At 70.2% G+C, this 20267-nt stretch carries 24 protein-coding genes, 1 tRNA gene and 1 pseudogene; 8 read left to right on the forward strand and 18 right to left on the reverse strand.

The features are described from left to right. Window positions 1-32 precede the first annotated feature (32 nt). Window positions 33-1634 carry an MFS transporter gene (locus tag ACWCO8_RS13215; RefSeq protein ID WP_451032299.1) on the forward strand — a complete coding sequence of 534 codons (1602 nt, stop codon included), beginning with the start codon at window positions 33-35 and terminating at the stop codon, window positions 1632-1634. Between the two features lie 48 nt (window positions 1635-1682). Continuing rightward, a complete protein-coding gene (locus ACWCO8_RS13220) occupies window positions 1683-2462 on the forward strand; it encodes a TetR/AcrR family transcriptional regulator (RefSeq protein WP_451032409.1) in 780 nt (259 codons plus the stop codon). A gap of 92 nt (window positions 2463-2554) precedes the next feature. On the opposite strand, the gene ACWCO8_RS13225 is transcribed toward ACWCO8_RS13220, so the two are convergent. Further along, complete coding sequence (locus tag ACWCO8_RS13225) at window positions 2555-4144, reverse strand: MFS transporter (RefSeq protein ID WP_451032300.1); 1590 nt, start codon at window positions 4142-4144, stop codon at window positions 2555-2557. A gap of 94 nt (window positions 4145-4238) precedes the next feature. Beyond that, window positions 4239-4715 carry a MarR family winged helix-turn-helix transcriptional regulator gene (locus tag ACWCO8_RS13230; protein ID WP_451032301.1) on the reverse strand — a complete coding sequence of 159 codons (477 nt, stop codon included), beginning with the start codon at window positions 4713-4715 and terminating at the stop codon, window positions 4239-4241. 207 nt (window positions 4716-4922) lie between these two features. Between ACWCO8_RS13230 and ACWCO8_RS13235 the strand changes: the two genes are divergently transcribed. Further along, window positions 4923-5153 carry a hypothetical protein gene (locus ACWCO8_RS13235; RefSeq protein ID WP_451032302.1) on the forward strand — a complete coding sequence of 77 codons (231 nt, stop codon included), beginning with the start codon at window positions 4923-4925 and terminating at the stop codon, window positions 5151-5153. 177 nt (window positions 5154-5330) lie between these two features. Here the strand turns inward: ACWCO8_RS13235 and ACWCO8_RS13240 are convergent, their stop codons facing one another. Continuing rightward, the gene (locus ACWCO8_RS13240) at window positions 5331-7319 is read right to left on the reverse strand and encodes a calcium-binding protein (protein ID WP_451032303.1); all 1989 of its coding nucleotides are present in this window, start codon (window positions 7317-7319) and stop codon (window positions 5331-5333) included. Between the two features lie 235 nt (window positions 7320-7554). Beyond that, window positions 7555-7680 carry a hypothetical protein gene (locus tag ACWCO8_RS13245; RefSeq protein WP_451032304.1) on the reverse strand — a complete coding sequence of 42 codons (126 nt, stop codon included), beginning with the start codon at window positions 7678-7680 and terminating at the stop codon, window positions 7555-7557. A gap of 88 nt (window positions 7681-7768) precedes the next feature. Here ACWCO8_RS13245 and ACWCO8_RS13250 point away from each other — a divergent pair, with 88 nt between their 5' ends. Continuing rightward, window positions 7769-8107, forward strand: a complete 339-nt coding sequence (locus ACWCO8_RS13250; RefSeq protein WP_451032410.1) for a hypothetical protein — start codon at window positions 7769-7771, stop codon at window positions 8105-8107. A gap of 21 nt (window positions 8108-8128) precedes the next feature. Here the strand turns inward: ACWCO8_RS13250 and ACWCO8_RS13255 are convergent. Continuing rightward, window positions 8129-8807 (reverse strand): annotated as a pseudogene (locus ACWCO8_RS13255) (class I SAM-dependent methyltransferase). Between the two features lie 1009 nt (window positions 8808-9816). Further along, entirely contained in the window at window positions 9817-10182 is a 366-nt protein-coding gene (locus ACWCO8_RS13260; protein ID WP_451032305.1) for a S26 family signal peptidase, read from the reverse strand. A gap of 880 nt (window positions 10183-11062) precedes the next feature. Here ACWCO8_RS13260 and ACWCO8_RS13265 point away from each other — a divergent pair. Further along, window positions 11063-11392 (forward strand): hypothetical protein, encoded by a 330-nt coding sequence (locus ACWCO8_RS13265; protein ID WP_451032306.1) that lies wholly within the window; start codon window positions 11063-11065, stop codon window positions 11390-11392. Between the two features lie 106 nt (window positions 11393-11498). Here the strand turns inward: ACWCO8_RS13265 and ACWCO8_RS13270 are convergent, their stop codons facing one another. Then, on the reverse strand, window positions 11499-12080 hold the full coding sequence (locus tag ACWCO8_RS13270; protein ID WP_451032307.1) for a hypothetical protein: 582 nt from the start codon (window positions 12078-12080) through the stop codon (window positions 11499-11501). Window positions 12081-12693: 613 nt separating this feature from the next. On the opposite strand from ACWCO8_RS13270, the gene ACWCO8_RS13275 reads away from it, so the two are divergent. Together ACWCO8_RS13275 and ACWCO8_RS13280 are read left to right on the forward strand one after the other, a co-directional pair. Then, on the forward strand, window positions 12694-13032 hold the full coding sequence (locus ACWCO8_RS13275) for a DoxX family protein (RefSeq protein WP_451032308.1): 339 nt from the start codon (window positions 12694-12696) through the stop codon (window positions 13030-13032). A 93-nt stretch (window positions 13033-13125) separates the two neighbouring features. Beyond that, complete coding sequence (locus ACWCO8_RS13280; RefSeq protein ID WP_451032309.1) at window positions 13126-13491, forward strand: hypothetical protein; 366 nt, start codon at window positions 13126-13128, stop codon at window positions 13489-13491. Here ACWCO8_RS13280 and ACWCO8_RS13285 read toward each other — a convergent pair. The 3 genes from ACWCO8_RS13285 to ACWCO8_RS13295 form a co-directional block, all read right to left on the reverse strand. Next, window positions 13488-13910 (reverse strand): hypothetical protein, encoded by a 423-nt coding sequence (locus ACWCO8_RS13285; protein WP_451032310.1) that lies wholly within the window; start codon window positions 13908-13910, stop codon window positions 13488-13490. The two genes, ACWCO8_RS13280 and ACWCO8_RS13285, sit on opposite strands and share 4 nt — an antisense overlap. Next, entirely contained in the window at window positions 13883-14044 is a 162-nt protein-coding gene (locus ACWCO8_RS13290) for a DUF397 domain-containing protein (RefSeq protein WP_451032311.1), read from the reverse strand. The genes ACWCO8_RS13285 and ACWCO8_RS13290 overlap by 28 nt, the downstream gene beginning before the upstream one ends. A gap of 248 nt (window positions 14045-14292) precedes the next feature. Next, the gene (locus ACWCO8_RS13295) at window positions 14293-14571 is read right to left on the reverse strand and encodes a hypothetical protein (RefSeq protein WP_451032312.1); all 279 of its coding nucleotides are present in this window, start codon (window positions 14569-14571) and stop codon (window positions 14293-14295) included. 118 nt (window positions 14572-14689) lie between these two features. Between ACWCO8_RS13295 and ACWCO8_RS13300 the strand changes: the two genes are divergently transcribed. Next, window positions 14690-14938: a hypothetical protein gene (locus ACWCO8_RS13300; RefSeq protein WP_451032313.1), complete on the forward strand. Its 249-nt coding sequence runs from the start codon at window positions 14690-14692 to the stop codon at window positions 14936-14938. 180 nt (window positions 14939-15118) lie between these two features. Here the strand turns inward: ACWCO8_RS13300 and ACWCO8_RS13305 are convergent, their stop codons facing one another. The 8 genes from ACWCO8_RS13305 to ACWCO8_RS13340 form a co-directional block, all read right to left on the reverse strand. Next, window positions 15119-16093 carry an RNA polymerase sigma factor SigF gene (locus tag ACWCO8_RS13305; RefSeq protein ID WP_451032314.1) on the reverse strand — a complete coding sequence of 325 codons (975 nt, stop codon included), beginning with the start codon at window positions 16091-16093 and terminating at the stop codon, window positions 15119-15121. A 235-nt stretch (window positions 16094-16328) separates the two neighbouring features. Next, window positions 16329-17363, reverse strand: coding sequence for a SigB/SigF/SigG family RNA polymerase sigma factor (locus tag ACWCO8_RS13310; RefSeq protein WP_451032315.1), 1035 nt, complete (start codon window positions 17361-17363; stop codon window positions 16329-16331). A 200-nt stretch (window positions 17364-17563) separates the two neighbouring features. After that, the gene (locus tag ACWCO8_RS13315) at window positions 17564-17857 is read right to left on the reverse strand and encodes a Dabb family protein (protein ID WP_362015400.1); all 294 of its coding nucleotides are present in this window, start codon (window positions 17855-17857) and stop codon (window positions 17564-17566) included. A 23-nt stretch (window positions 17858-17880) separates the two neighbouring features. Beyond that, window positions 17881-18045, reverse strand: a complete 165-nt coding sequence (locus ACWCO8_RS13320) for a hypothetical protein (RefSeq protein ID WP_355110869.1) — start codon at window positions 18043-18045, stop codon at window positions 17881-17883. A 464-nt stretch (window positions 18046-18509) separates the two neighbouring features. After that, window positions 18510-18594, reverse strand: a tRNA-Ser gene (locus tag ACWCO8_RS13325). Window positions 18595-18698: 104 nt separating this feature from the next. Beyond that, a complete protein-coding gene (tadA, locus tag ACWCO8_RS13330) occupies window positions 18699-19226 on the reverse strand; it encodes a tRNA adenosine(34) deaminase TadA (RefSeq protein ID WP_451032316.1) in 528 nt (175 codons plus the stop codon). Next, window positions 19226-19756, reverse strand: a complete 531-nt coding sequence (locus ACWCO8_RS13335) for a tRNA adenosine deaminase-associated protein (RefSeq protein WP_362015402.1) — start codon at window positions 19754-19756, stop codon at window positions 19226-19228. The genes tadA and ACWCO8_RS13335 overlap by 1 nt, the downstream gene beginning before the upstream one ends. A 229-nt stretch (window positions 19757-19985) precedes the next feature. Beyond that, window positions 19986-20183 (reverse strand): hypothetical protein, encoded by a 198-nt coding sequence (locus ACWCO8_RS13340; RefSeq protein WP_451032317.1) that lies wholly within the window; start codon window positions 20181-20183, stop codon window positions 19986-19988. Between the last annotated feature and the right edge of the window lie 84 nt (window positions 20184-20267).

Below are 20267 nucleotides of genomic sequence, written 5' to 3' on the forward strand. Positions count from 1 at the left end.
AAGCCCCGTACACCGTACAAGGAGTGCCGCCCATGACGGCGACGACGACCACCGAGTCCTCACCCCCCGCCGCCACCGGCGGCCACCCGCAGCGCTGGCTGATCCTCGGCGTCATCTGCCTGGCCCAGCTCACCGTGCTGCTCGACAACACCGTCCTCAGCGTCGCCATCCCCTCGCTGACCTCGGAGCTCAACGCCTCCACCAGCGACATCCAGTGGATGATCAACGCCTACTCGCTCGTCCAGTCCGGCCTGCTGCTCACCGCCGGCAACGCCGCCGACCGCTACGGCCGCAAGAAGCTCCTCGCCCTCGGCCTCGCGCTCTTCGGCCTCGGCTCGCTCGCCGCCGGACTCGCCGAGTCCACCGGCCAGCTGATCGCCGCCCGGGCCGGCATGGGCGTCGGCGGCGCGCTGCTCATGACCACCACGCTCGCCGTCGTCATGCAGATCTTCGACGACTCCGAGCGGGTCAAGGCCATCGCCCTCTGGTCCACCGTCAGCTCGCTCGGCTTCGCCGCCGGACCGCTGATCGGCGGCGTCATCCTCAACCACTACTGGTGGGGAATGATCTTCCTCATCAACATCCCGGTCGCGCTCATCGGCCTCGTCGCCGTAATCAAGCTCGTACCGGAGTCGAAGAACCCGCAGGGCGACCGCCCCGACCTGCTCGGCGCGCTGCTCTCCACCATCGGCATGGTGGCGGTCGTGTACGCGATCATCACCGGCCCCGAGCACGGCTGGACCTCGGCGGAGGTGCTGGTCCCGGCCGCCGTCGGCGTCCTCGTCCTCGGCGCCTTCGCGCTGTGGGAGCTGCGCATCCCGTACCCCATGCTCGACATGCACTTCTTCCGGAACCAGAAGTTCATCGGCGCCATCGGCGGTTCGCTGCTCGTCGTCTTCGGCATGGGCGGCTCGCTCTTCCTCCTCACCCAGCACCTGCAGTTCGTCCTCGGCTACGAGCCGTTGGAGGCCGGTCTGCGGATGGCCCCGCTCGCCCTGACGATCGTCGGCCTCAACCTGACCGGCCTCGGCCCGCGCCTCGTCATGAAGATCGGTACGCCCCCGGCCGTCCTGCTCGGCATGACGCTCGTCTCCGGCGGTCTGCTGTCGATCGCCGTGCTCGGCGGCGGTACGGACGGGAGTTACTGGGGCATGCTGCTCGGCCTCGTCCTGATGGGCGCGGGCATCGCGGTCTCCTCCCCGGCCATGGCCAACGCGATCATGAGCGCCATCCCGCCGGAGAAGGCGGGCGTGGGCGCCGGCATCAACGGCACCCTCGCCGAGTTCGGCAACGGCCTGGGCGTCGCCGTCCTCGGGGCCGTACTCAACGCCCGGTTCGCGGCGCTCGTCGCGGTCACCGCGACCTCGCTGCCCGCGGCGCTCGCGGCGGCGGGGAGCGACGCCGAGCGGGCGGCGATCTCGGACGCGTTCGCCTCCGGGCTGCAGACCAGCCAGCTGGTCGGCGCGATCTCCGTCTTCGCCGGCGGTCTGCTGGCGGCGGCGCTGCTCAAGCGGGCGGAGCGGTCGGAGGAGAAGGCGCAGGGGAAGCCGGAGGAGAAGGCGCAGGGGAAGCCGGAGGAGAAGGCGCAGGAGAAGCCGGAGGAGCGGTCGGAGAAGACGGCGGCGGCTGAATAGCATGGTGACGGTGAAGGACCGCTGAACGTGAGCACACGGAGGAACGCGATGGTCAAGGCCGCCGACCGGGCCAAGAACCCGGCGCGTTCCAGCGTGTGGCTGGAGCAGCGCACTCCGCGCAGCGGAGGCGGCCCGGCCGGCCTCGACCGCGAACGGATCGTGACGACCTCGATCCGGATGCTGGACGAGGAGGGCCTGGCCGGCCTCTCCATGCGCAAGCTGGCGACCGAACTGGGCGTCACGGCCATGTCCCTGTACTGGTACGTGGACACCAAGGACGACATCATCGAGTTCGCCGTCGACTCCGTGTACGGGGAGATCGACCTCGGCGCGGTCGACGCCGCCGGGGACTGGCAGAACCGGATCCGCGTACTCGCCCTGGACTACCGGCGGATGCTGGTGCGCCACCCGTGGATGTCGCCGATCGCCGGCCAGTACCTGAACATCGGCCCGCACGCCATCGCCGTCGGCGCCAAGATCCAGGAGGCGATCCGGGACACCGGCCTGCCGGTGAGCCGGCAGCCGAGCGCCATGTCGTCGGTCTTCCAGTTCGTGTACGGGTACGGGACGATGGAGTCCCAGTTCGGGCGCCGGGCGGCCGAGGTCGGCATGTCGCAGGACGACTTCTACGGCGAGGCGATCAAGGCCTTCCGCGACGATCCGAGCTTCGTCGAAGCGCTCGAACCGATGACGGAACTCCTCGACGAGCGGGCCTCGCACGGCAGCGTCACCGAGATCTGGGACCGCGACTTCGACTACGCCCTCGACGTGCTGGTCGCGGGGATTGAGGTCATGGTCGCGCGGGAAGCAGATCTCCCGGAGGCGTAAGAGGAAATGACGGAGCGGCGGGCCGTCCCCTGCCCGCCGCTCCGTACTCGACCCGGCCGCGCCTCCGCTCGAAGCGCGGCCGGGAGTCTTTGTCAGCCTTCCGTGGTCGTGCTGTTGCTCTTCAGCGCGACCTCCTTGATGAAGAGCGTCACCACGAAGGCGAGCAGCGCGAACGGCGCCGAGTAGAGGAAGACGTCCGCGACACCGTGTCCGTACGCGCTCTCCATGACCGTACGGATCGGAGCCGGCAGCGCGTCCATGTCCGGGATCGAGCCGGAGCCCGCCCCGCCGCCCTGGCCCATCGCCGCGGCGGCCTTCGGGCCGAGTTCGGCCATGCCGTCCTTGACGTAGTCGGTGACCCGGTGGGCCATGACCGCGCCGAGCGCCGAGACGCCGACCGCACCGCCGAGGGAGCGGAAGAAGGTGACGACGGAGGAGGCGACGCCGAGGTCGGCCGGGGCGACCTGGTTCTGCGTGCAGAGCACCAGGTTCTGCATCATCATGCCGAGGCCGAGGCCGAGGACCGCCATGAAGAGCGCGATGTGCCAGTACTCGGTGTCGTAGCGGATGGTGCCGAGCAGCCCGAGGCCACCGGCGGCCAGTGCGCCGCCGCTGACCAGCCAGGCCTTCCAGCGGCCGGTCTTGGTGATGACCATGCCGGAGACGGTCGAGGAGACGAACAGACCGGCGATCATCGGGATGGTCAGGACGCCGGACATCGTCGGCGACTCGTTCCGGGCCAGCTGGAAGTACTGGCTGAAGAAGACCGTGCCCGCGAACATCGCGACGCCCACGAAGAGCGAGGCGAGCGAGGCGAGGGTGATGGTCCGGTTGCGGAAGAGGCGCAGCGGGATGATCGGCTCGCTGGCCTTGGACTCGATGAGGAGGAAGAGCGCGCCGAGGACGAGGGAACCGCCGACCATCGCGGCCGTCTGCCAGGACATCCAGTCGTACTTGTCGCCCGCGAAGGTCACCCAGATGAGGAGGAGCGACACGGCGGCGCTGATCATGAACGCGCCCGCCCAGTCGACCTTGACCTCGCGCTTCACGACCGGGAGCTTCAGCGTCTTCTGGAGGACGAGGAGCGCGATCAGCGCGAAGGGCACGCCGACGTAGAAGCACCAGCGCCAGCCGAGCCAGTCGGTGTCGGTGATGACGCCGCCGAGCAGCGGTCCGCCGACGGTGGCGACGGCGAAGGTGGCGCCGAGGTAGCCGCTGTACCGGCCGCGCTCACGCGGGGCGATCATCGCGGCCAGGATGATCTGGGAGAGCGCGGTCAGACCGCCGACGCCGATGCCCTGGACGACACGGCAGGCGATGAGCATGCCGGTGTTCTGGGAGAGACCGGCGACGACCGAGCCGGCGACGTAGATGACCAGGGCTATCTGGACCAGCAGCTTCTTGGAGACGAGGTCCGCGAGCTTGCCCCAGAGGGGGGTGGTCGCGGTCATCGAGAGAAGCGCGGCGGTGACGACCCAGGTGTACGCGGACTGGCCGCCGCCGAGGTCCTTGATGATCTCCGGCAGGGCGTTGGAGACGATCGTGGAGGACAGGATGGCGACGAACATGCCGAGCAGCAGCCCGGAGAGCGCCTCCATGATCTGACGGTGCGACATGGGTGCCGCACCGTCGGAGGGGTGGCCGCCCGCCTGTTTCGACGGGGCGGGTGTGGTCGTGGCCATGGACGTCCTTTGCTCTTACGTGGCGTGCTCGTGGAGTGCGTTGGGGTGCGTTGGGGTGCGTTGGGGGGGCCTTGGGGGTGCCTTGGGGGTGCGTCTACGCGTGGTGGGCGCGGCAGTCGCCGAAGGAGTCGCGGAGACGGGCGAGGAGGTGGGTGAGGAGTTCGACGTCGTCGTCGGACCAGTCCGCGAGGTTGCGGGTGAGCATCGCGGTCAGCCTGCGGTCGAGTTCGTCGAGCTTCTCCCTGCCCTCGGCGGTGAGGTGCAGGATCCGGGAGCGTTTGTCGGCGGGGTCGGGAAGCCGTTCGACCCAGCCGCGTTCGACGGTGTGGGAGACGTGCCGGCTGCTGACGGACATGTCGACCGCCATCCGCTCCGAGATCCGGCTCATCCGCATGTCCCCGTCGTGCTTGAGGAGGGCGAGGACGATGGCGGATCCACCGGGGCAGTCGGCGGGCAGGGACCGTGCCATGCCGCGCTTGACCGCGCCGATGGCGCTCACCTGGCGGGCGAGGTTCTCGTACCGGTTGGGCTTGTCCACGACCTGTCCCATCTTGTTGCTTAGGGCAACCATAGAGATGGATGGTTGCTCCAGGCAAACTAAATCGGTCAAACCGCGCTAAAGAATCGGCAAAGGCGGGGGGAGGCTGTGTGTCGTGAACGGCTGTGTGTGGTGAAGGAGAGGGAGACGTGCCGGACGAGTGCCGGACCGGTGCCAGATGGGACGGGGTGGAGGCCGGGGCTTGGGGGCGGGAGCCGGGGTTCGCTAGGGTCCAGGCTCATGGCACACAACCCCCAAGCACCGTACGGCCAGGGCCCCGGCCCCGAGGGCAACTACGACCCGGCCGGCAGCACCCAGATGTTCCGCGCCTTCGTCGACGAGGGCCCGCAGAGCGGCGGCGGCCGTCAGGCCGCGGCGCCCCAGTCCTCCGGCCCCCGCGTGGGCCTCATCGTCGGCGTGATCGCCGCGATCGTGGTCCTGGCGGCCGTGGGCTGGCTGGCCCTGGCCTGACAGTCGAACTCCGGCCTTGGGCCTGGCGCCCGACGTGAACCGTCACCGGAACCCTTCGGGGGCTCCGGTGACGGTCTTCCGGGCCGGATCGGCCGGGTCAGTCGTATCGGCCGGGTTGGCCGGGGCAGTCGTACCGGCCGGATCGGCCGGATCGGCCATGTCGGCCGGATCGTCCCGCTACGGGCAGCTGTTGCGGAAGTCGCCGGTGTCGGTGGTGCAGGTGTCGGTGCCGGTTCCGCCGTAGGCGGCGTCGTTGCCGGTGACGCTGTCACGGGTGTCGAGGTTGTCGTTGCCGGCGTCGCCGTTGAGACGGTCGTTGCCGCTCTGGCCGATCAGGCGGTCGGCTCCGTTGCCACCGTTGACCAGGTCGTTGCCGGGTCCGGCGTACACGGTGTCGTTGCCGCCTCCGCCGTTGACGGTGTCGTGGCCGCTGAGCGCGCAGATGACGTCGTTGCCGAATCCCCCGTTGAGCGTCTCGAAGCCGCTCGTGCCGATGATCGTGCAGCCGCGGGCGTTGTTCACGGTGGTGGCGGCGTTGGCGTTGTTGTTGGCGGGCACCGGATCGGCCTCGACCGCCGCCGTCGCCACCCAGTCCGTCAGCGTGCCGGTGGCACGCGGCTCCGCGACCACCGTGATGGTGGCCGAGGCCCCCGGGGCAAGGTTGCCCAGCGGACACGTCATCGTCGTGGGGTTGACGGTGCACGGGCCGCCCTGGCTGGGCGTGGCCGACAGCAGGGTTCCGGAGCCGCCGGTCAGCGTGTCGGAGACCGAGGCCGCGGTGGCCGTCGCCGTCGTGCTGTTGTTGGTCACCCGGATCGTGTACGTGGCCTGGTCACCGATGCTGATCGTGCCGGGCCCGGTCTTCGTCACCGACATGTCGACCGAAGGCGGCGTCGGGGCGCCTCCGCCGCCTTCGTAGCGAGCGACCGCGAAGTCGGTGTTCGGCCCGCCGTTGCCGGCCGCGACGATCTTGCCGTCGGACTGCAGCGCGACCCCGTTGGCGATGTCGGCGCCGTCGAACGACGTAGTCACCCGGCCGCCGGTCCCGAAGCCGGGGTCCGGAGCGCCGTCGGTGTTGTAGCGGATCAGCCCGAAGTCGCCGCCGTCGCCACCCCTGCCCGCGATGACGATTCTGCCGTCGGACTGAACGACCCCGTCCCTGGCGGCTCCACCGGCGGTGGTCACCCGGCCGTCACCGCTGAAGCTCGTGTCAAGGCTGCCGTCGGCGAGATACCGAACCACCGCGGCGTCCGCGTCGGTGTTCCCCATGGCGACGATCTTGCCGTCGGCCTGGACCGCCACCTCCTCGGCGCCCTCGTACGCGCCGAAATCGGTGCGCTGCATGCCGTCACCGCTGAACCCGGTGTCCAGGCTGCCGTCGGCGTTGTACCGCATCAGCATGAAGTCGAAGCGAGTGGTTCCCACATCGCCGCCGACGACGATCTTGCCGTCGGACTGCAGGGCGAGTGAGCGGCCCGTTCCGCCCTCCTCCAGGCTCGGGGCCGGGTCCGTGGTCACCATGCCGTCGCCGTCGAAGGTGGCGTCCGGGGTGCCGTCCGCCAGGAGGCGGGCCGCCGCGAAGAGGCCGCCGGTGTATCCGGCGGCGACGATCCTGCCGTCCGAACGCACCGCCACGTCCATGGCCGACGCGGGCTGACCGAACGCGCTGAGGAACGCGACGCCGCCGTCACCGAACGTCGTGTCCAGGCTGCCGGTGGCGGTGTAGCGAGCCACCGTGAACCTGCAGCACTCCTCGAAGCCCGTACCGGAGCTCCCCGCCACGACGATCTTGCCGTCGGACTGCACCACGGCCGCCTCGGCGTTGTCGACGAAGCCGCCGATGTCGGTGGACACCCGTCCACCGCTGCCGAAGGTGGAGTCCAGACTGCCGTCCGTGAGATAGCGGACCAGCGCGAAGTTTCCGAGCGAGTCCGGCGCGTCGGTGCCGACGACGACGACCTTGCCGTCGGACTGCACCACCACGTCGTTGCCCGCCTCCTCGCCGCCGGCGTCGGTGAGCACCGTGCCGTCGCCCCCGAAGCCGGGATCCAGATCTCCCGGGGCGGCCAGTGCGGCTCCGGGAAGAGCGAGCACCAGCGCCAGACCCGCGACGACCGCGAGTCCTCCGCGCCCCAGGGTTCTTCGCAGACCAGTGAATGTGGACATGGAGACCTCTCGGATCGGGGCGTCCTGCGTGACGGTCCACAGACTCCGGCCCTGCCCGCGGCTGCGGGCCCACGGCTCGGCCCCGCTGAGCTGCATGGACGGTGTGATCCACTCACCTGGGTGAGGACGTGGGAGGGCCGAGGGCCGAGGGTCGAGGGTCGAGGGCCGAGGGTCGTCCAGGGCCTCGCCCTTCGACGTGGAAGGTGGGGAAGTTGGGGAACCTGGTGTGCGGTGCTCAGGGCAGTTCGCAGTCCGCAGTCCGCAGTTCGCTGAGGAGCCCGGCCCGCTCGGCGAGGAGGGCGGCCTGGAGGCGCTGCTGCACCCCGAGCGCGGGCTCGGGGCCAAGAAACGGTCCTGACATCGACCTCCGTAACCGGGCTCCGTAACCGGTCTCCGTCACCGGCCTCTGCAACCGTCCGTCGAGCCGCCGCGTCCAGGCCGGTGTGGAGCTGAAGGGCGAGCGCCGGGCAGTCGTCAGGAACGTTCTCGCCGTCCTCGGCGCCGCGGTCGGGCTGGTCGTCTGGGTGCCAAGGGCCGCGTTCAGTCTCGACGGCGGATTCGAGAGCCATGCCCGCGACCTGACCGTGCTCTTCGTCGACCTGCCGCTCATCCTGCTTGGCGGCGCGCTGCTGCCGGTGGTCACCTGGGCCCTGGCCGCCAGGCGCGTCCCGCCGTGGGCCGCGGCGGTCGCGGCCCTGGCCGCGCTGGCGCTCGGGGTGTGGGGCCTCACGGAGTGGTGGACCCCGCGCCAGCATCCGGACCCGGGCTACGACATCCCAGGCATGTGAGCGCCGGGGCGCCTCAGAACCTCACCATCCGTCGGGCTTCCGGGCGAAGAAGGTCCCGAACCGCCTCTTGGACCCTTCCCCAGGCTCCTGAGTCAGCCGCGCGGTGAGCACGAACCCGGCCTGCCCGAGGAGTTCGGCGATCCGTCCGGGCGGGAGGAGGTACGAGGTGTACGACACGGGTAGCCCGCCGTACGCCTCCGTCGGCCGGAGCCGCTCGCCGTCACTGTCCCCGTCCTCGTCCCCCACATGCCCGGCGAGCATCAGATGCCCACCGGGCGCGAGCACGCGATGGAACTCTCCGAAGACGAGCGGCAGTTCCTCTGGTGGTGTGTGGTGCGTGGAGTAGTAGGCGAGTACGCCACCCAGCGCCCCGTCCGAGACGGGCAGCGCGGTCATAGACCCGACGACGAACGGCAGATAGGGGTACGCCTGACGGGCCTGGTCGACCATCCCGGGGGACAGGTCCACCCCGAACACGTCGGCCACCCCGCGCTCGGCCAGATACGCGGCGACTTTGCCCGGCCCGCACCCGACATCGGCCACGGCCCCGGCGTCCCTCACGGCCTCGGCGAACACGTCCAACATCCCACGTGACACCGGATCCAACCGCGACGGGGGGCGGCACCATGCCGGCATAGGCGGCGGCCACGGTGTCGTAAGACTCCCGGACGGCGAGGAGATGGGAGAGGAACTCGGGCACGCGACCGACTCTAGGCGCTGGGGTCTCCTTGCGGGTCGGGCGGCGGGCCCTTCGCGGGCTTCTGGTTCGGCCGCCCTCGTTCTGAGTGTGGCGGCCGGAGGGGGTGCGTCAAGGGCGCTCCCTGCGGTCGCGTCGCTCCGCGATGGCCTACGGCCCCCCTTGACCCACCCCCTCCGGCCGCCTGCTTTTACTCGGGGGGCGGCCGGGGGCGTGGCCACGGGGAAGGGCGGGGATCGCTGCGGCGGCGAGTCCGGCTTGCGGCCCGGTGGGGTGGGGGCCGGGCATCGCTCCGGCACGGGGGTGGCCTGCGGCCCGGTGGGTGGGGGCTCGGTTTGTGGCGGGGGTGGGGGAGTTGGTGGCGGTCGGTCCTGGGTGCGCGGCAGTGGGATGGGGCGGTGACGGCCCCGGCTCAGCGACCGACGCCGAGTGGGCGGCTGGGCTTCATGCCCCGCCGGTTGCTCTTGGTGGGGCAGGAGGAGAGTGTGCGGGTCGTTGCTTTGCCCTAAGTGCAGCGAACTCCGCGCAGACCCGTGCGAGCAATGGTTGCTACCGGGCGAACTGGGCACCCGATGCCGACTTCGGGGGCAAACGTGCAGACAGACGGCGATCCGGGAGTTGGCCCCGGCCTTCTGTGGCCGTGCGGCCGGGTGGGAAACTCTGGCCGGGTCCGAGGAACTGCCGGGCTGGCGTGACGAGCCGTGGGCGGCGGCCTGAGTGCCCGGACCAGGCGGTCGGCCCCGACGGTCACCCGCCGAGAGTGGCCAGCCGGGCATGAGCCCGTCCGCCCGGTGGGTGGGGCTTATGGGTCGGCAGGGCGGGACGAGTCCCTCGCGCCCGGCATGCGCTGAGCGGACAGCAGCACCATCTGCGCGCGCCGCCAGGTCACCACGGAGCCCGTGCCTCTGCGGACTAGCCGCAGTAACCGCCGGCCCTCGTCGTCATCTCGCGAACGCGCACTCGTATCGCCACCCGTAAAGCTTGGCGGCCCGATGCCGTTGGAGCGTCAGGTTCAGGAGGAGTTGTCGGAGTCGGCCGCGAGCGTCTTGCCTACGATTCCCGACCGGGTGACGCCGTCGACTGCCACACAGATACCGAAGACACGCTCGTGGCTGGTCCAGCCGTTGATGCGGCCACGGTTATTGCTGATCTGCACCCGCTTCCTGGCGAGGTCCACGGACCACACCAAGTGCAAGTAGACCGTCCCCGCGACGCGGGCGAGGACGATGTCTCCGACCTCCAGCTTCGACGGGTCGACCGGGGCAACGACTACCTGCTGCCGACTGCGTATCAGCGGGACCATCGAGGAGCCGCTGGGCCGGAACGTCACGGTGGCCCCGCCAGCAACCCTGCCTGCCACCCCATCCAATACACCCATCCGAGGATCGTGGCAGATTCCCATGCATCACCCCACCGATTACTTCTCCGTGCTCCACCAGCGAGGCGAACGTTGTCTGATCCGGCAATAGCCGAGCGGGGCAGGTCCCTTGCGTCCGGTGGAGTGGGGGCCGGGTGTCGCTTCGGTCGCGGGAGCGCCCGCCGCCTGGTGGGTGGGGCTTGGGTCTGGCTGGGCGGGGCGGGGACCTCGCGCGGGGTGGGGTAGGGGGCCGGGCACTCGGAGCAGCTGCTACCCGGTAGGTGGGGGGTCGGTTTGCCGCGGAGGGATGGGTGAGTTGGTGCCGGTCGGCTCGGGGTGGGCGCCAGCGACGTGGGGCGGTGACGGCACCGGCGCAGCGTCCGACGGCCGAGGCTCGGTTGGGGCTCATGCCCCGACGATCGAGCTCGGTGGGTCCCGAATGCCCGTCGGCAGCAGCTGGTTTCGGGAGGGGCGGCATACGCACGCTCGTCGCGCCCTAAGTGCAGCGAACTCTGAGCATCCGCATGCAAGGCATGGTCGAAGCGGGGCATATCGGGGCGCGGGAAGCGAGTTCGGGGGGAAGCGTGCGCGTGAGGGGCGATCCGAGGCCTACCTCCGCCTCAATCCGCCCCGATTCCCGTTGGCGAGGCCCCCGCAACCCATTGGGATCGGTTCGCCGGGCACCGTACTTGCCGTCAGAGCGGCGCTTCGAGGTCCGGGGCCCTGTTCGCGAGAAGGGGGTCCGGCATAACTTCCGTGCACCCCCCGGCCTGGTCGCGTCGGTCTCGATGTAAGCGGTGGCGGTGCCCGGTGTCGGGGCTGCCCGGGTCGGGTATGTCCTGCCCCGGCGACAGCCAGCAGCGGGCGGGGGAGCTAGGGGGCTGCGATGAGGCGCGGGAGTGTGGACAAAGGCTGTCTGGCCCTCGGGCTGGTCTTCCTGCCCTTCGGACTCGGGCTCGCGTATGTGCTGGTGGTGGCGGCCTGGCGGCTCGGACGCTTCCTCTGGACCACAGGCGGGCCACTCCTTGCCGAAGGCGACCCGACAGCGTGGATTGGCCTCGGCATGGTCCTCTTCCTCGGCGCGGTGATCGCCCTCATCCACTGGCACGCCGGCCGCGACGGCGGACCCAACCCCGTTCCCGGCCGCGCCGTCCACCGAGGGGAAGACTGGTACTGGGAACCCGATCCGATCGAAGACCCACCAAAACGGAAGCCGACCCCACCCATGTGAGAACCCGACCCACCAGCTCACGGGGCGTCGGCCCCCGTGCGACGCTTCTACAGCGGCGAGACCAACCCCTCGCCCCTCCCTGCCCCCGTCGGCCGGAACGTGGGTCTCAGCTGTAGACCATGGGGCAGCCACGTCGGATCGAGTGTTGGGCGGCGCGCAGGAAGAGTGCGACGTAGAAGGCCGCGTCCAGGTCCTTGCTCCATGGTCCGGGCCGAGTAGTGGCCAGTTCCTTTGCTTGGTGCCTGAACCACGTGCTCAGGTCGAGGTTGTCGCATGTTGCCGGGGTTTCGCGTGGCAGATCGATGGCTGTCGCCAGCTTCTCGGCGAGCGGTAGGACCTGAGGGGCGCCGGCGACCATGGAGTCGAAGTCGCTGGATTCGATGGGCAGCCAGATCTCCTCGTCGAGCGAGAAGGGTACGAGCACGGTCCAGCCAAGGAGGGTCTCCGATTCCTCTGGTGACAGGTGCGTCTCGCACAAGGTGACCAACCCGGTCATGGAGGGGGCCAGCTTCTCCTCGAACGCTTGCCCTGAGCCACGCGCGAAGTCCGTCTCCGGGGGTACGTCCTCGTAGGGCGGCAGGCCCCGCCGACTGAGTTCAGCGTTGAGGGCTGAAGCGACCTCGCCCCACCCGTCCTCCTCGTCGCCGAACCAGTCCTCCGCGCCAACGCTCACCAGGTACAGACCCATGTGGGGAAGCTATCGCGCGCATCTGACATCGATCAGTGCGAGCGAAGTTGGCCCGGCGCCCAGCCCCTGCACCCAACGCATTCGACCTCGGGCGCGAAATCTCTGCGCCCGGGTGGCGATCCGAGGGCCGGTTTCTGCCTCGGAGCATCCGACTTTCGCCCCGGCGGAGACCGCCTCCACACCCACCCGGAGTGACCAGCCGGGCATGAAGCCCGACCGCCGCCCCGGCGGCAGTCGCTGAGCCGGGGCCGTCGCCGCCCCATGTCACTGCCGCGCACCCAGGGACGAGCGGCGCCGACTCCCCCAGCCCCGCCACAAGCCGAGCCCCCACCCGCCGGCCCAAGACCGCTCCCACCACCGAAGCGATGCCCGGCCCCCCCCACCCACCGGGCCGATGGCCCGCCCCGCCGCCGGAGCGATGCCCGGGCTGCCCGGTGGCCCCCGCCTCCACCCGCCACACTCGGAGAAGAGGGCGGCCACGCCAGAAGCTCACGAGGGTCGGTCAGGACAAGTTCCGAAGGGGCCCGTCACACATGTGCGGTGCGCTCCGTCAGTGGGGTGTGCGAGCGAGAAGCGCTCGCGTACGACCGACCGACTGACCCAGGAGCCCGCCATGACCACCACCCACATCGTCGTCACCGCCGTCGCCGCGTTCATGGTCGGCTTCTCGGCGCTCTCGGTCTTCATCAAGGCCCCCTGGGTCACCCAGCCCCTCACCGAGTACGGCGTCCCCACCACCTGGTGGACCTGGCTCGGACTCGCCAAGGCCGCCGGCGCCGCAGGCCTCGTCGTTGGCCTCTGGGTCCCCGCGATCGGCCTCGCGGCCGGCATCGGCGTGATCCTGTACTTCACCGGCGCCGTCGTCACCGTCATCCGCGCCCGCCAGTACCCGCACGTCGCCTGGCCCCTGATGTACGCGGCCCCTGCCGTCGCCGCGATGGTCCTCGCCTGAACGAGGAACGGTCGGCCTCGGGAACCTGAGCTGATCCGGGGGGGGCGTCAGTCTCATCGACGCGCCTGACGACCGGGGGTACTGCTGCGGCTGATGGAGAGCGGCGAGCCGGTCGAGCTCTCCCTCTCCACGGCGAAGAGCATGAAGACGCTCACCCGACTCGCCTTCGTCGCCGAGCAATTCGGGTACGCCTACGAGGACCTGGCACAGGTAGGCAGAGGCTCGTTCCTGATCTCGCTCGTGCCCGACCCCAGCCCTCACGCTCAGGCGCTGGCAGCTGCGAACCGGACTCAGTGTCCGTACGCGAGAGACGGCGGCCCGCTGCCGCCCCAACTGGAGGCAGCCGGGTTCGTGCCGACGACGGACGAGAACGGCCGGACGCGGTACCTGCCACCCAGTGACCGGCGGTTTCCCGGCAACGGCAACGGCAACGGCAACGGCAACAGCAACTCGGCCTAGGGTTCGATCCAGCGGCGCAGCGCGTCGATCGTGGTCTCCGGCGAGGAGTTGAAGCTGAGCCGGATGCCGGGCGCGTGCTCCAGGAGGGCGTTCACGACCCGCTCGAACACGAGGGTGTGCTCGGGAATCATCCGTACGCCCCCGCCGATCATCGCCAGCCCGAACCCCCCACCGCCGAGCGCCTCCGAGACCGCCGCCCCGGCGGTGTCGGGGTCGGGGTCGACCAGGCACGTGACGATGTCGAATCCGGCGTCCTGGAGGGCGGAGTTCGCCGCCTCGATGCGCGCGGTGAGCGACTCCTTCGTGACGCCCTCGGGCATCGTGCGGTAGTCGAGCGACCGGGGGTGCAGCCCGATGGAAAGCACCTTGGTGCCCTTGGGCAGCATCCCGCTCACAGCGACCTCACCAACGAGTCCCACGCCCGGCTCCCGTGGACGAGCGCGGGGCCCTCGGGCGTCTTGCTGTCACGTACGGGGACGAGGCAGTTGCCGCCCTTGTCTCTGCTGTGGCAGTTCTTGATCCACGTCGCGGGACCTAGATCGTGCCTGTCCATGATGCCCGTACCCTTCGATCAAGTCACTTGTGAGAGCGGCAGTTTGACGGGCTGACAGTGCATCCGCCCTCAGCCCATCATAGGTCTGGTGTGCCGTGACAAGACGGACGGATCGTCGCTGAAGTACGAGGCCGCGCCACCGGGGCGTGCCGCGTGTGGGGAGCCGGTCGTACGTCGGGCCGAGGCTCGGGGGCGGTTCGACTGGACTGCCGAGACGGACGCCAACCTCTTGCTGCGGCGGCACCCCGTCACTTCCACGTCGCCGTGACCTTCTGGGTGTCGACGCGCATGCCCAGCGGGACGCGCCAGGAGTCCACGCAGACCGTGTACGTGTGTGTCCGCGCCGCCCCCGGGGCGATCGGCGTCGGCAACGGTTGGGCGGACTCGATCGTGGCCCAGTCGACGCCCAGCGCGCCGATGATGTGCGTCGCGAAGGTGACCGTCCCCGAAGTGGCCGCCTTGCCACCCGTGTTGCGGAAGGTCATCGTGACCTGTTCGCACCAGCGCTTGTCCGCGTCCGTGAGCACCGGGGCCGAGAGCGTGAGGGTCGCGGGGGTCGCCGGTGGGGCCGGGGTCGTGGGTGGGGGTGGGGTGGTCGTGCCTGGGGGTGGGGCCGTTGCCGTGCGGGGTGGGGTTGTTGCCGGCTTGCCCGGGGGCGCGGCCGGAGGGGGCGTCGTACCCGGGGCCGTACTCCCCGAAGACGAAGACGAACTCGAAGACGAACTCGAAGACGGCGCCGGTGTCGTGCCCGGCTGGCGGGGAGACGGGGACGTCGTGCTCGATGTCGTGCCGCTCGTCGTCGGGGACGGTGTGCCGTCCAGGGGGATCAGGGCGACCGATCCCGACGGGGCGACCGCGCCCTTCGGGGAGGAGCCCGCGCCGACCGCCGCGTAACCCTGCTCGTCGTTACCGCTGCCGCACGCGGTCAGCGCTCCGCCCAGGCAGAGCGCGACCACTGTCAGGAGTGACCTCTGTCGCCGCATGGCGGCAGTCTTGCTGACGGGGTGTCAGTTGGGAATGCGAATCCCCAATTTCCCTGATGTGGGCTGGAGCAAGGCCCTGGCCGTACCGCCGTCAGTCGGCGATCAGGCCCTGGCGGAGCTGTGCCAGCGTCCGCGTCAGGAGGCGCGAGACGTGCATCTGGGAGATGCCGACCTCCTCGCCGATCTGCGACTGGGTCATGTTGGCGAAGAACCGCAGCATGATGATCTGCCGCTCGCGGGGCGGGAGTTTGGCGAGGAGGGGCTTCAGGGACTCGCGGTACTCGACGCCCTCCAGGGCCGTGTCCTCGTAGCCGAGGCGGTCCGCGAGGGAGCCCTCGCCGCCGTCGTCCTCCGGGGACGGGGAGTCGAGCGAGGAGGCGGTGTACGCGTTGCCGACCGCGAGGCCGTCGACGACGTCCTCCTCGGACACGCCCAGGACGGCGGCGAGTTCGGGGACGGTCGGGGAGCGGTCGAGCTTCTGGGCGAGCTCGTCGCTGGCCTTGGTGAGGGCGAGGCGCAGCTCCTGGAGCCGGCGCGGGACGCGGACCGACCAGGAGGTGTCGCGGAAGAAGCGCTTGATCTCGCCGACGACGGTCGGCATCGCGAACGTCGGGAACTCCACGCCGCGTTCGCAGTCGAAGCGGTCGATCGCCTTGATCAGGCCGATGGTGCCGACCTGGACGATGTCCTCCATCGGCTCGTTGCGAGAGCGGAAGCGGGCCGCCGCGTAACGGACGAGGGGGAGGTTGAGCTCGATCAGGGTGTCGCGGACGTACGTCCGCTCGGGGCTGTCCGCCGCCGCGCCGTCGTCGTCGAGGGCGCGCAGCCGGAGGAAGAGGGAGCGGGAGAGCGTGCGGGTGTCGATGGCTTCCGGCGTGACGACGATCGGCGCGGGGGCCTCGACGGTCTCCGCGGACGGCTGGACGGGCATCGAGACGGCCATCGAGTCGGGCATGGAGACGGGCATCGAGCCGGACGCCGACTCGGCCATCGACTCGGACATCGTCTCCGGCGTCGCCGCGGGCGTGAGCGTGAGCACCTTCGAGCTGCCCTGTTCTGCGGACATGCCACCCCCTTGAGGTCGCGGACGGTCGCGGCGGCCACGACCATCGGAGGAACGCAGCCTCCACCTGAATACCGGAGGCGGGGCTGCGGCAAACGCGGTTCCAGCAGAATGTCACATGTCGGCAACACGCTGTAGTGACTTGTCGACATGGCGTGGGTGAATATCCGCAGGAAACAAGGGGTGTACGGCATTTGGGGTGCCGTAGAACTGCTCCGAACCGGTCTACCCGTTCCAGCTACGCTTCGATCCTGTTTGCGGATCTCAAACGGGCGAAGCTCCGGGCGAGGAGCCTTGACACATGCATCTGTGAGACGCCGAGTTCCTGACTGATCTGGGACTGCGTCAGGTTGCTGTAGTAGCGCAGCATCAGGATGCGCTGCTCGCGCTCGGGCAGCTGGACGAGCAGATGCCGTACGAGGTCGCGGTGTTCGACGCCGGCGAGGGCCGGGTCCTCGTAGCCGAGCCGGTCGAGGAGGCCGGGCAGTCCGTCGCCCTCCTGGGCCGCCTCCAGGGAGGTGGCGTGGTACGAACGGCCGGCCTCGATGCAGGCCAGCACCTCGTCCTCGCCGATCTTCAGGCGCTCGGCGATCTCCGCGGTGGTGGGGGAGCGGCCGTGGGCGGTGGTGAGGTCCTCGGTGGCGCCGTTGACCTGAACCCAGAGTTCGTGGAGCCGGCGCGGTACGTGCACGGTGCGGACGTTGTCGCGGAAGTACCGCTTGATCTCGCCGACGACGGTGGGCATCGCGAAGGTCGGGAACTGCACGCCCCGGTCCGGGTCGAAGCGGTCGATGGCGTTGATGAGCCCGATGGTGCCGACCTGGACGACGTCCTCCATCGGCTCGTTGCGGGAGCGGAAGCGGGCGGCCGCGTACCGCACGAGCGGGAGGTTGGCCTCGATCAGCGCCCCGCGTACGTGGTCGTGTTCGGGGGTGCCCGGCTCAAGCTCCTTGAGCTGCCCGAAGAGCACCTGGGTCAGGGCGCGGGTGTCGGCGCCGCGGGTGCTCGGGGGGCGGGTGCTCTGGGGGCGGTGGGGCTGGGGTTGGTGAGGTTGGTGGGGCTTGGTGCTCTGTGGCTGCTGAGTCTCCGGCTGCCGGCTCTCTGACCGCTGGTTCTCCGGCTGCCGGCCTTCTGGCCCTTGGTTCGCCGGCCGCTGGGATTCTGGCCGGGCGTTCGCCGGCCGCTGGTTCTCCGGCCGGGGGCGCGCGGTGTCCGGGCCACCGGCCTCGTTCTGGGGCGGGACCTGAGGCGCTGTACTGGCCGGCACGTTCACGCCACCCCTTTTGCTGGTCAACTACGGTCAACTCATCCGTCAAAAGCGGTCATAGCATCACAAGACATGTCCACTGTGTGCAAGCACCGCATAACCACGTGTTGACGGCGTCGCGGCAGATGCCAACAGCCGGAAGGCCCCCCGCCGTGACGGCGGGGGGCCTTCCGGAAACCGGGCCGGAGCGGACCGAGGCGCGCGCTCTAGTACGTGTAGTCCGCGATCACCCACGTGGCGATCTCACGCCACAGGGCGACGCCCGCCTGGTGGGCGGGGTGCTCCAGGTAGCGCTGGAGCGCATCGGGGTCCTCGACGGCCGAGTTGATGGCGAAGTCGTACGCGATCGGGCGCCCGCTGATGTTCCAGCCGCACTCCCAGAACGCCAGCTCCGGGATCTCCTTCTCGAGCCCGTCGAACGCCTCGGCGGCGGCCAGGGCGCGCGGGTCGTCCTTCGCGATGCCCTCGTTGAGCTTGAACAGGACCAGATGGCGGATCACAGCAGGACTCCTCGTCGGTGGTTCTAGTTGACGAGTTCGGTCATGAACTCGCCGACGCCCTGTGCGGCGGACGATATGCCCTCGAACCCTACCTGGACGAGATCGGCGGCCCTGTCCGGGGAATTGATGATCGTGTAGAGCACGAAGACCACCACCGCGTACAGCGCGACCTTCTTCGCTTGCGCCATCTGCCGCGCCCTCCCCTGTCTGCGACCCCTGCGTGGAGGCGTGAGTCTAACGGAGCCACTTCAGCCACTTCACCGCGCCTTTATGGACCAAGGGCCCGGGAATCGGGGCCTTTTGCCGCCCCCCGGAAGGGTGACGGCAGAGCAGTATGGATGTCGAGCCCGGAGGATCTGGCAGGAATCCGACGGGCCGAGGAACCGGCCCTCACTGCGGGGTCCGCGCCGCGAGCTTCCCCCCTGACTGCGGCGCTGGACTTGCAGGACCGGTTCTCATCGGGGGGAGCGGCTTGTCCCCCCGATGCCGCTCCCCCCGTCCGACGAAGAAGGCCCCGACCACGCGCACACACGTGGTCGGGGCCTTCTGTCGTACGGCGGCGTACGGCGGCGTGCTGCGGCAGCGCATGGAGCGGAGGGTGGGCGGATACGCCGAAGGGCCCGGTGCGATGCACCGGGCCCTTCGATCGAAGCGGTAGCGGAGGGATTTGAACCCTCGGTGACTTGCGCCACACTCGCTTTCGAGGCGAGCTCCTTCGGCCGCTCGGACACGCTACCGAGAGAGAGCTTAGCCCAAACATGCCGCTGCGATGAAATCCGTATCGATCCGCAGGTCAGCGGGTGGGTCAGCGGTCCGTTCGGCAGTCCTGTCGGCAGCGCTGTCAGCGGGTTCGGAAGAAGGTCGTGAGCTGGGCGGAGCACTCCTCGGCGAGGACGCCCTGGATCACCTCGGGACGGTGGTTGAGGCGGCGGTCCCGGACCAGGTCCCAGAGTGAACCGGTCGCGCCCGCCTTCTCGTCGAGCGCGCCGAACACCAGCCGGTCGACCCTGGACTGCACGAGTGCGCCGGCGCACATCACGCAGGGCTCCAGGGTCACGACGAGCGTGCAGCCGGTCAGCCGCCACTCGCCGGTCGCCGCCGCGGCCCGGCGCAGGGCCAGGACCTCGGCGTGGGCGGTCGGGTCGCCCGTCGCCTCGCGCTCGTTGTGGCCGACGGCGAGGACCGTGCCGTCCGGGGACAGCACGACCGCGCCGACCGGTACGTCACCGGCCAGCGCGGCCCGGTCGGCCTCGGCGAGCGCGCGCCGCATGGGCTCCCGCCAGGGATCCCGTACGGGATCGGCGGCGGCGGGGGTCGGGGTGGGTACGGGGTCGGGGGCGGGTACCGGGTCGGGTACTGCTTCGGTCACTAGCGGACGGTCTCCAGCACGTCCGAGGCGCCCAGCGCGTCCGCGATCTCGCCGAGCGCGTCGCTGTCGAGCTCCTGGAGCTGGCTCTCGGACATGCCGAGGTCCGCGAGGAGCAGCCGGTCGCCGACCGGCTCGGCGGGTACGGCGTCGGCGGACGCACCGGCCTCCTCGTCCTCGTCGTCGCGGTCGAGCGGCTCGCCGTCTTCCGTACCGTCGAGGTTCAGGTCGTCCAGGGTGTCGGCGTCGTCCAGGTCGTCCCCGAGGATCTCCTTGGTCAGGATCTCCCCGTACGAGGAGCGGGCGGCGGCCGCCCCGTCCGAGACGTAGATGCGAGGGTCGTCCTCGCCCTCGATCCTGAGCACGCCGAACCAGGCGTCCTCCTGCTCGATGAAGACGATCACCGTGTCGTCGTCGACCGAGGCCTCGCGGGCCATGTCGACCAGATCGGACAGGGTCTCCACATCGTCGAGCTCTGTGTCGCTCGCTTTCCACCCGTCTTCGGTGCGCGCGAGCAGTGCGGCGAAGTACACCGTGACTCTCCCACTGATCAGAGGATTGACGATCCGGCGGTGCGCTCCTGAGTGCCCCGCCCAATCGGCATCGTGGCAGAAACAGCGGCTTCAGGAGAGGTCTTCGGCTCTTGCGTCGTGCATCAGTCTGAACGACACGCCGACGGTGGGCGTGCGAACCCGGCGCACTTTCCCGGCGCACGGCCCCGGCGCACGGGCGGCGCGCGCGTGATGCCGGGCGCCCTCGCCGTCACCAGCGGAAGGTCCTCATCCGCATCTGCTGACGCATCCGGGCCGCCCGCGCGCGCCGGGGCTGCACGCGGTCGCGCAGCGCCTTCGCCTCGTGCAGCTCGCGCAGGAACTGGGCGCGGCGCCTGCGGCGCTCCGCGTCCGTCTCGGGCGGCGTCTCACCGCTCCGTACGTTCGCCGGGTCTTCCGGATCTGGCATGGGCCACCACCCCACGACTGGGTCCTTGCCCCCACCTTCCCTCCACGGCGTGGGTTGATGCCAGTGCGGGCTACTGTTGGAGTC

The sequence above is a fragment of the Streptomyces sp. NPDC001927 genome (assembly GCF_053594455.1).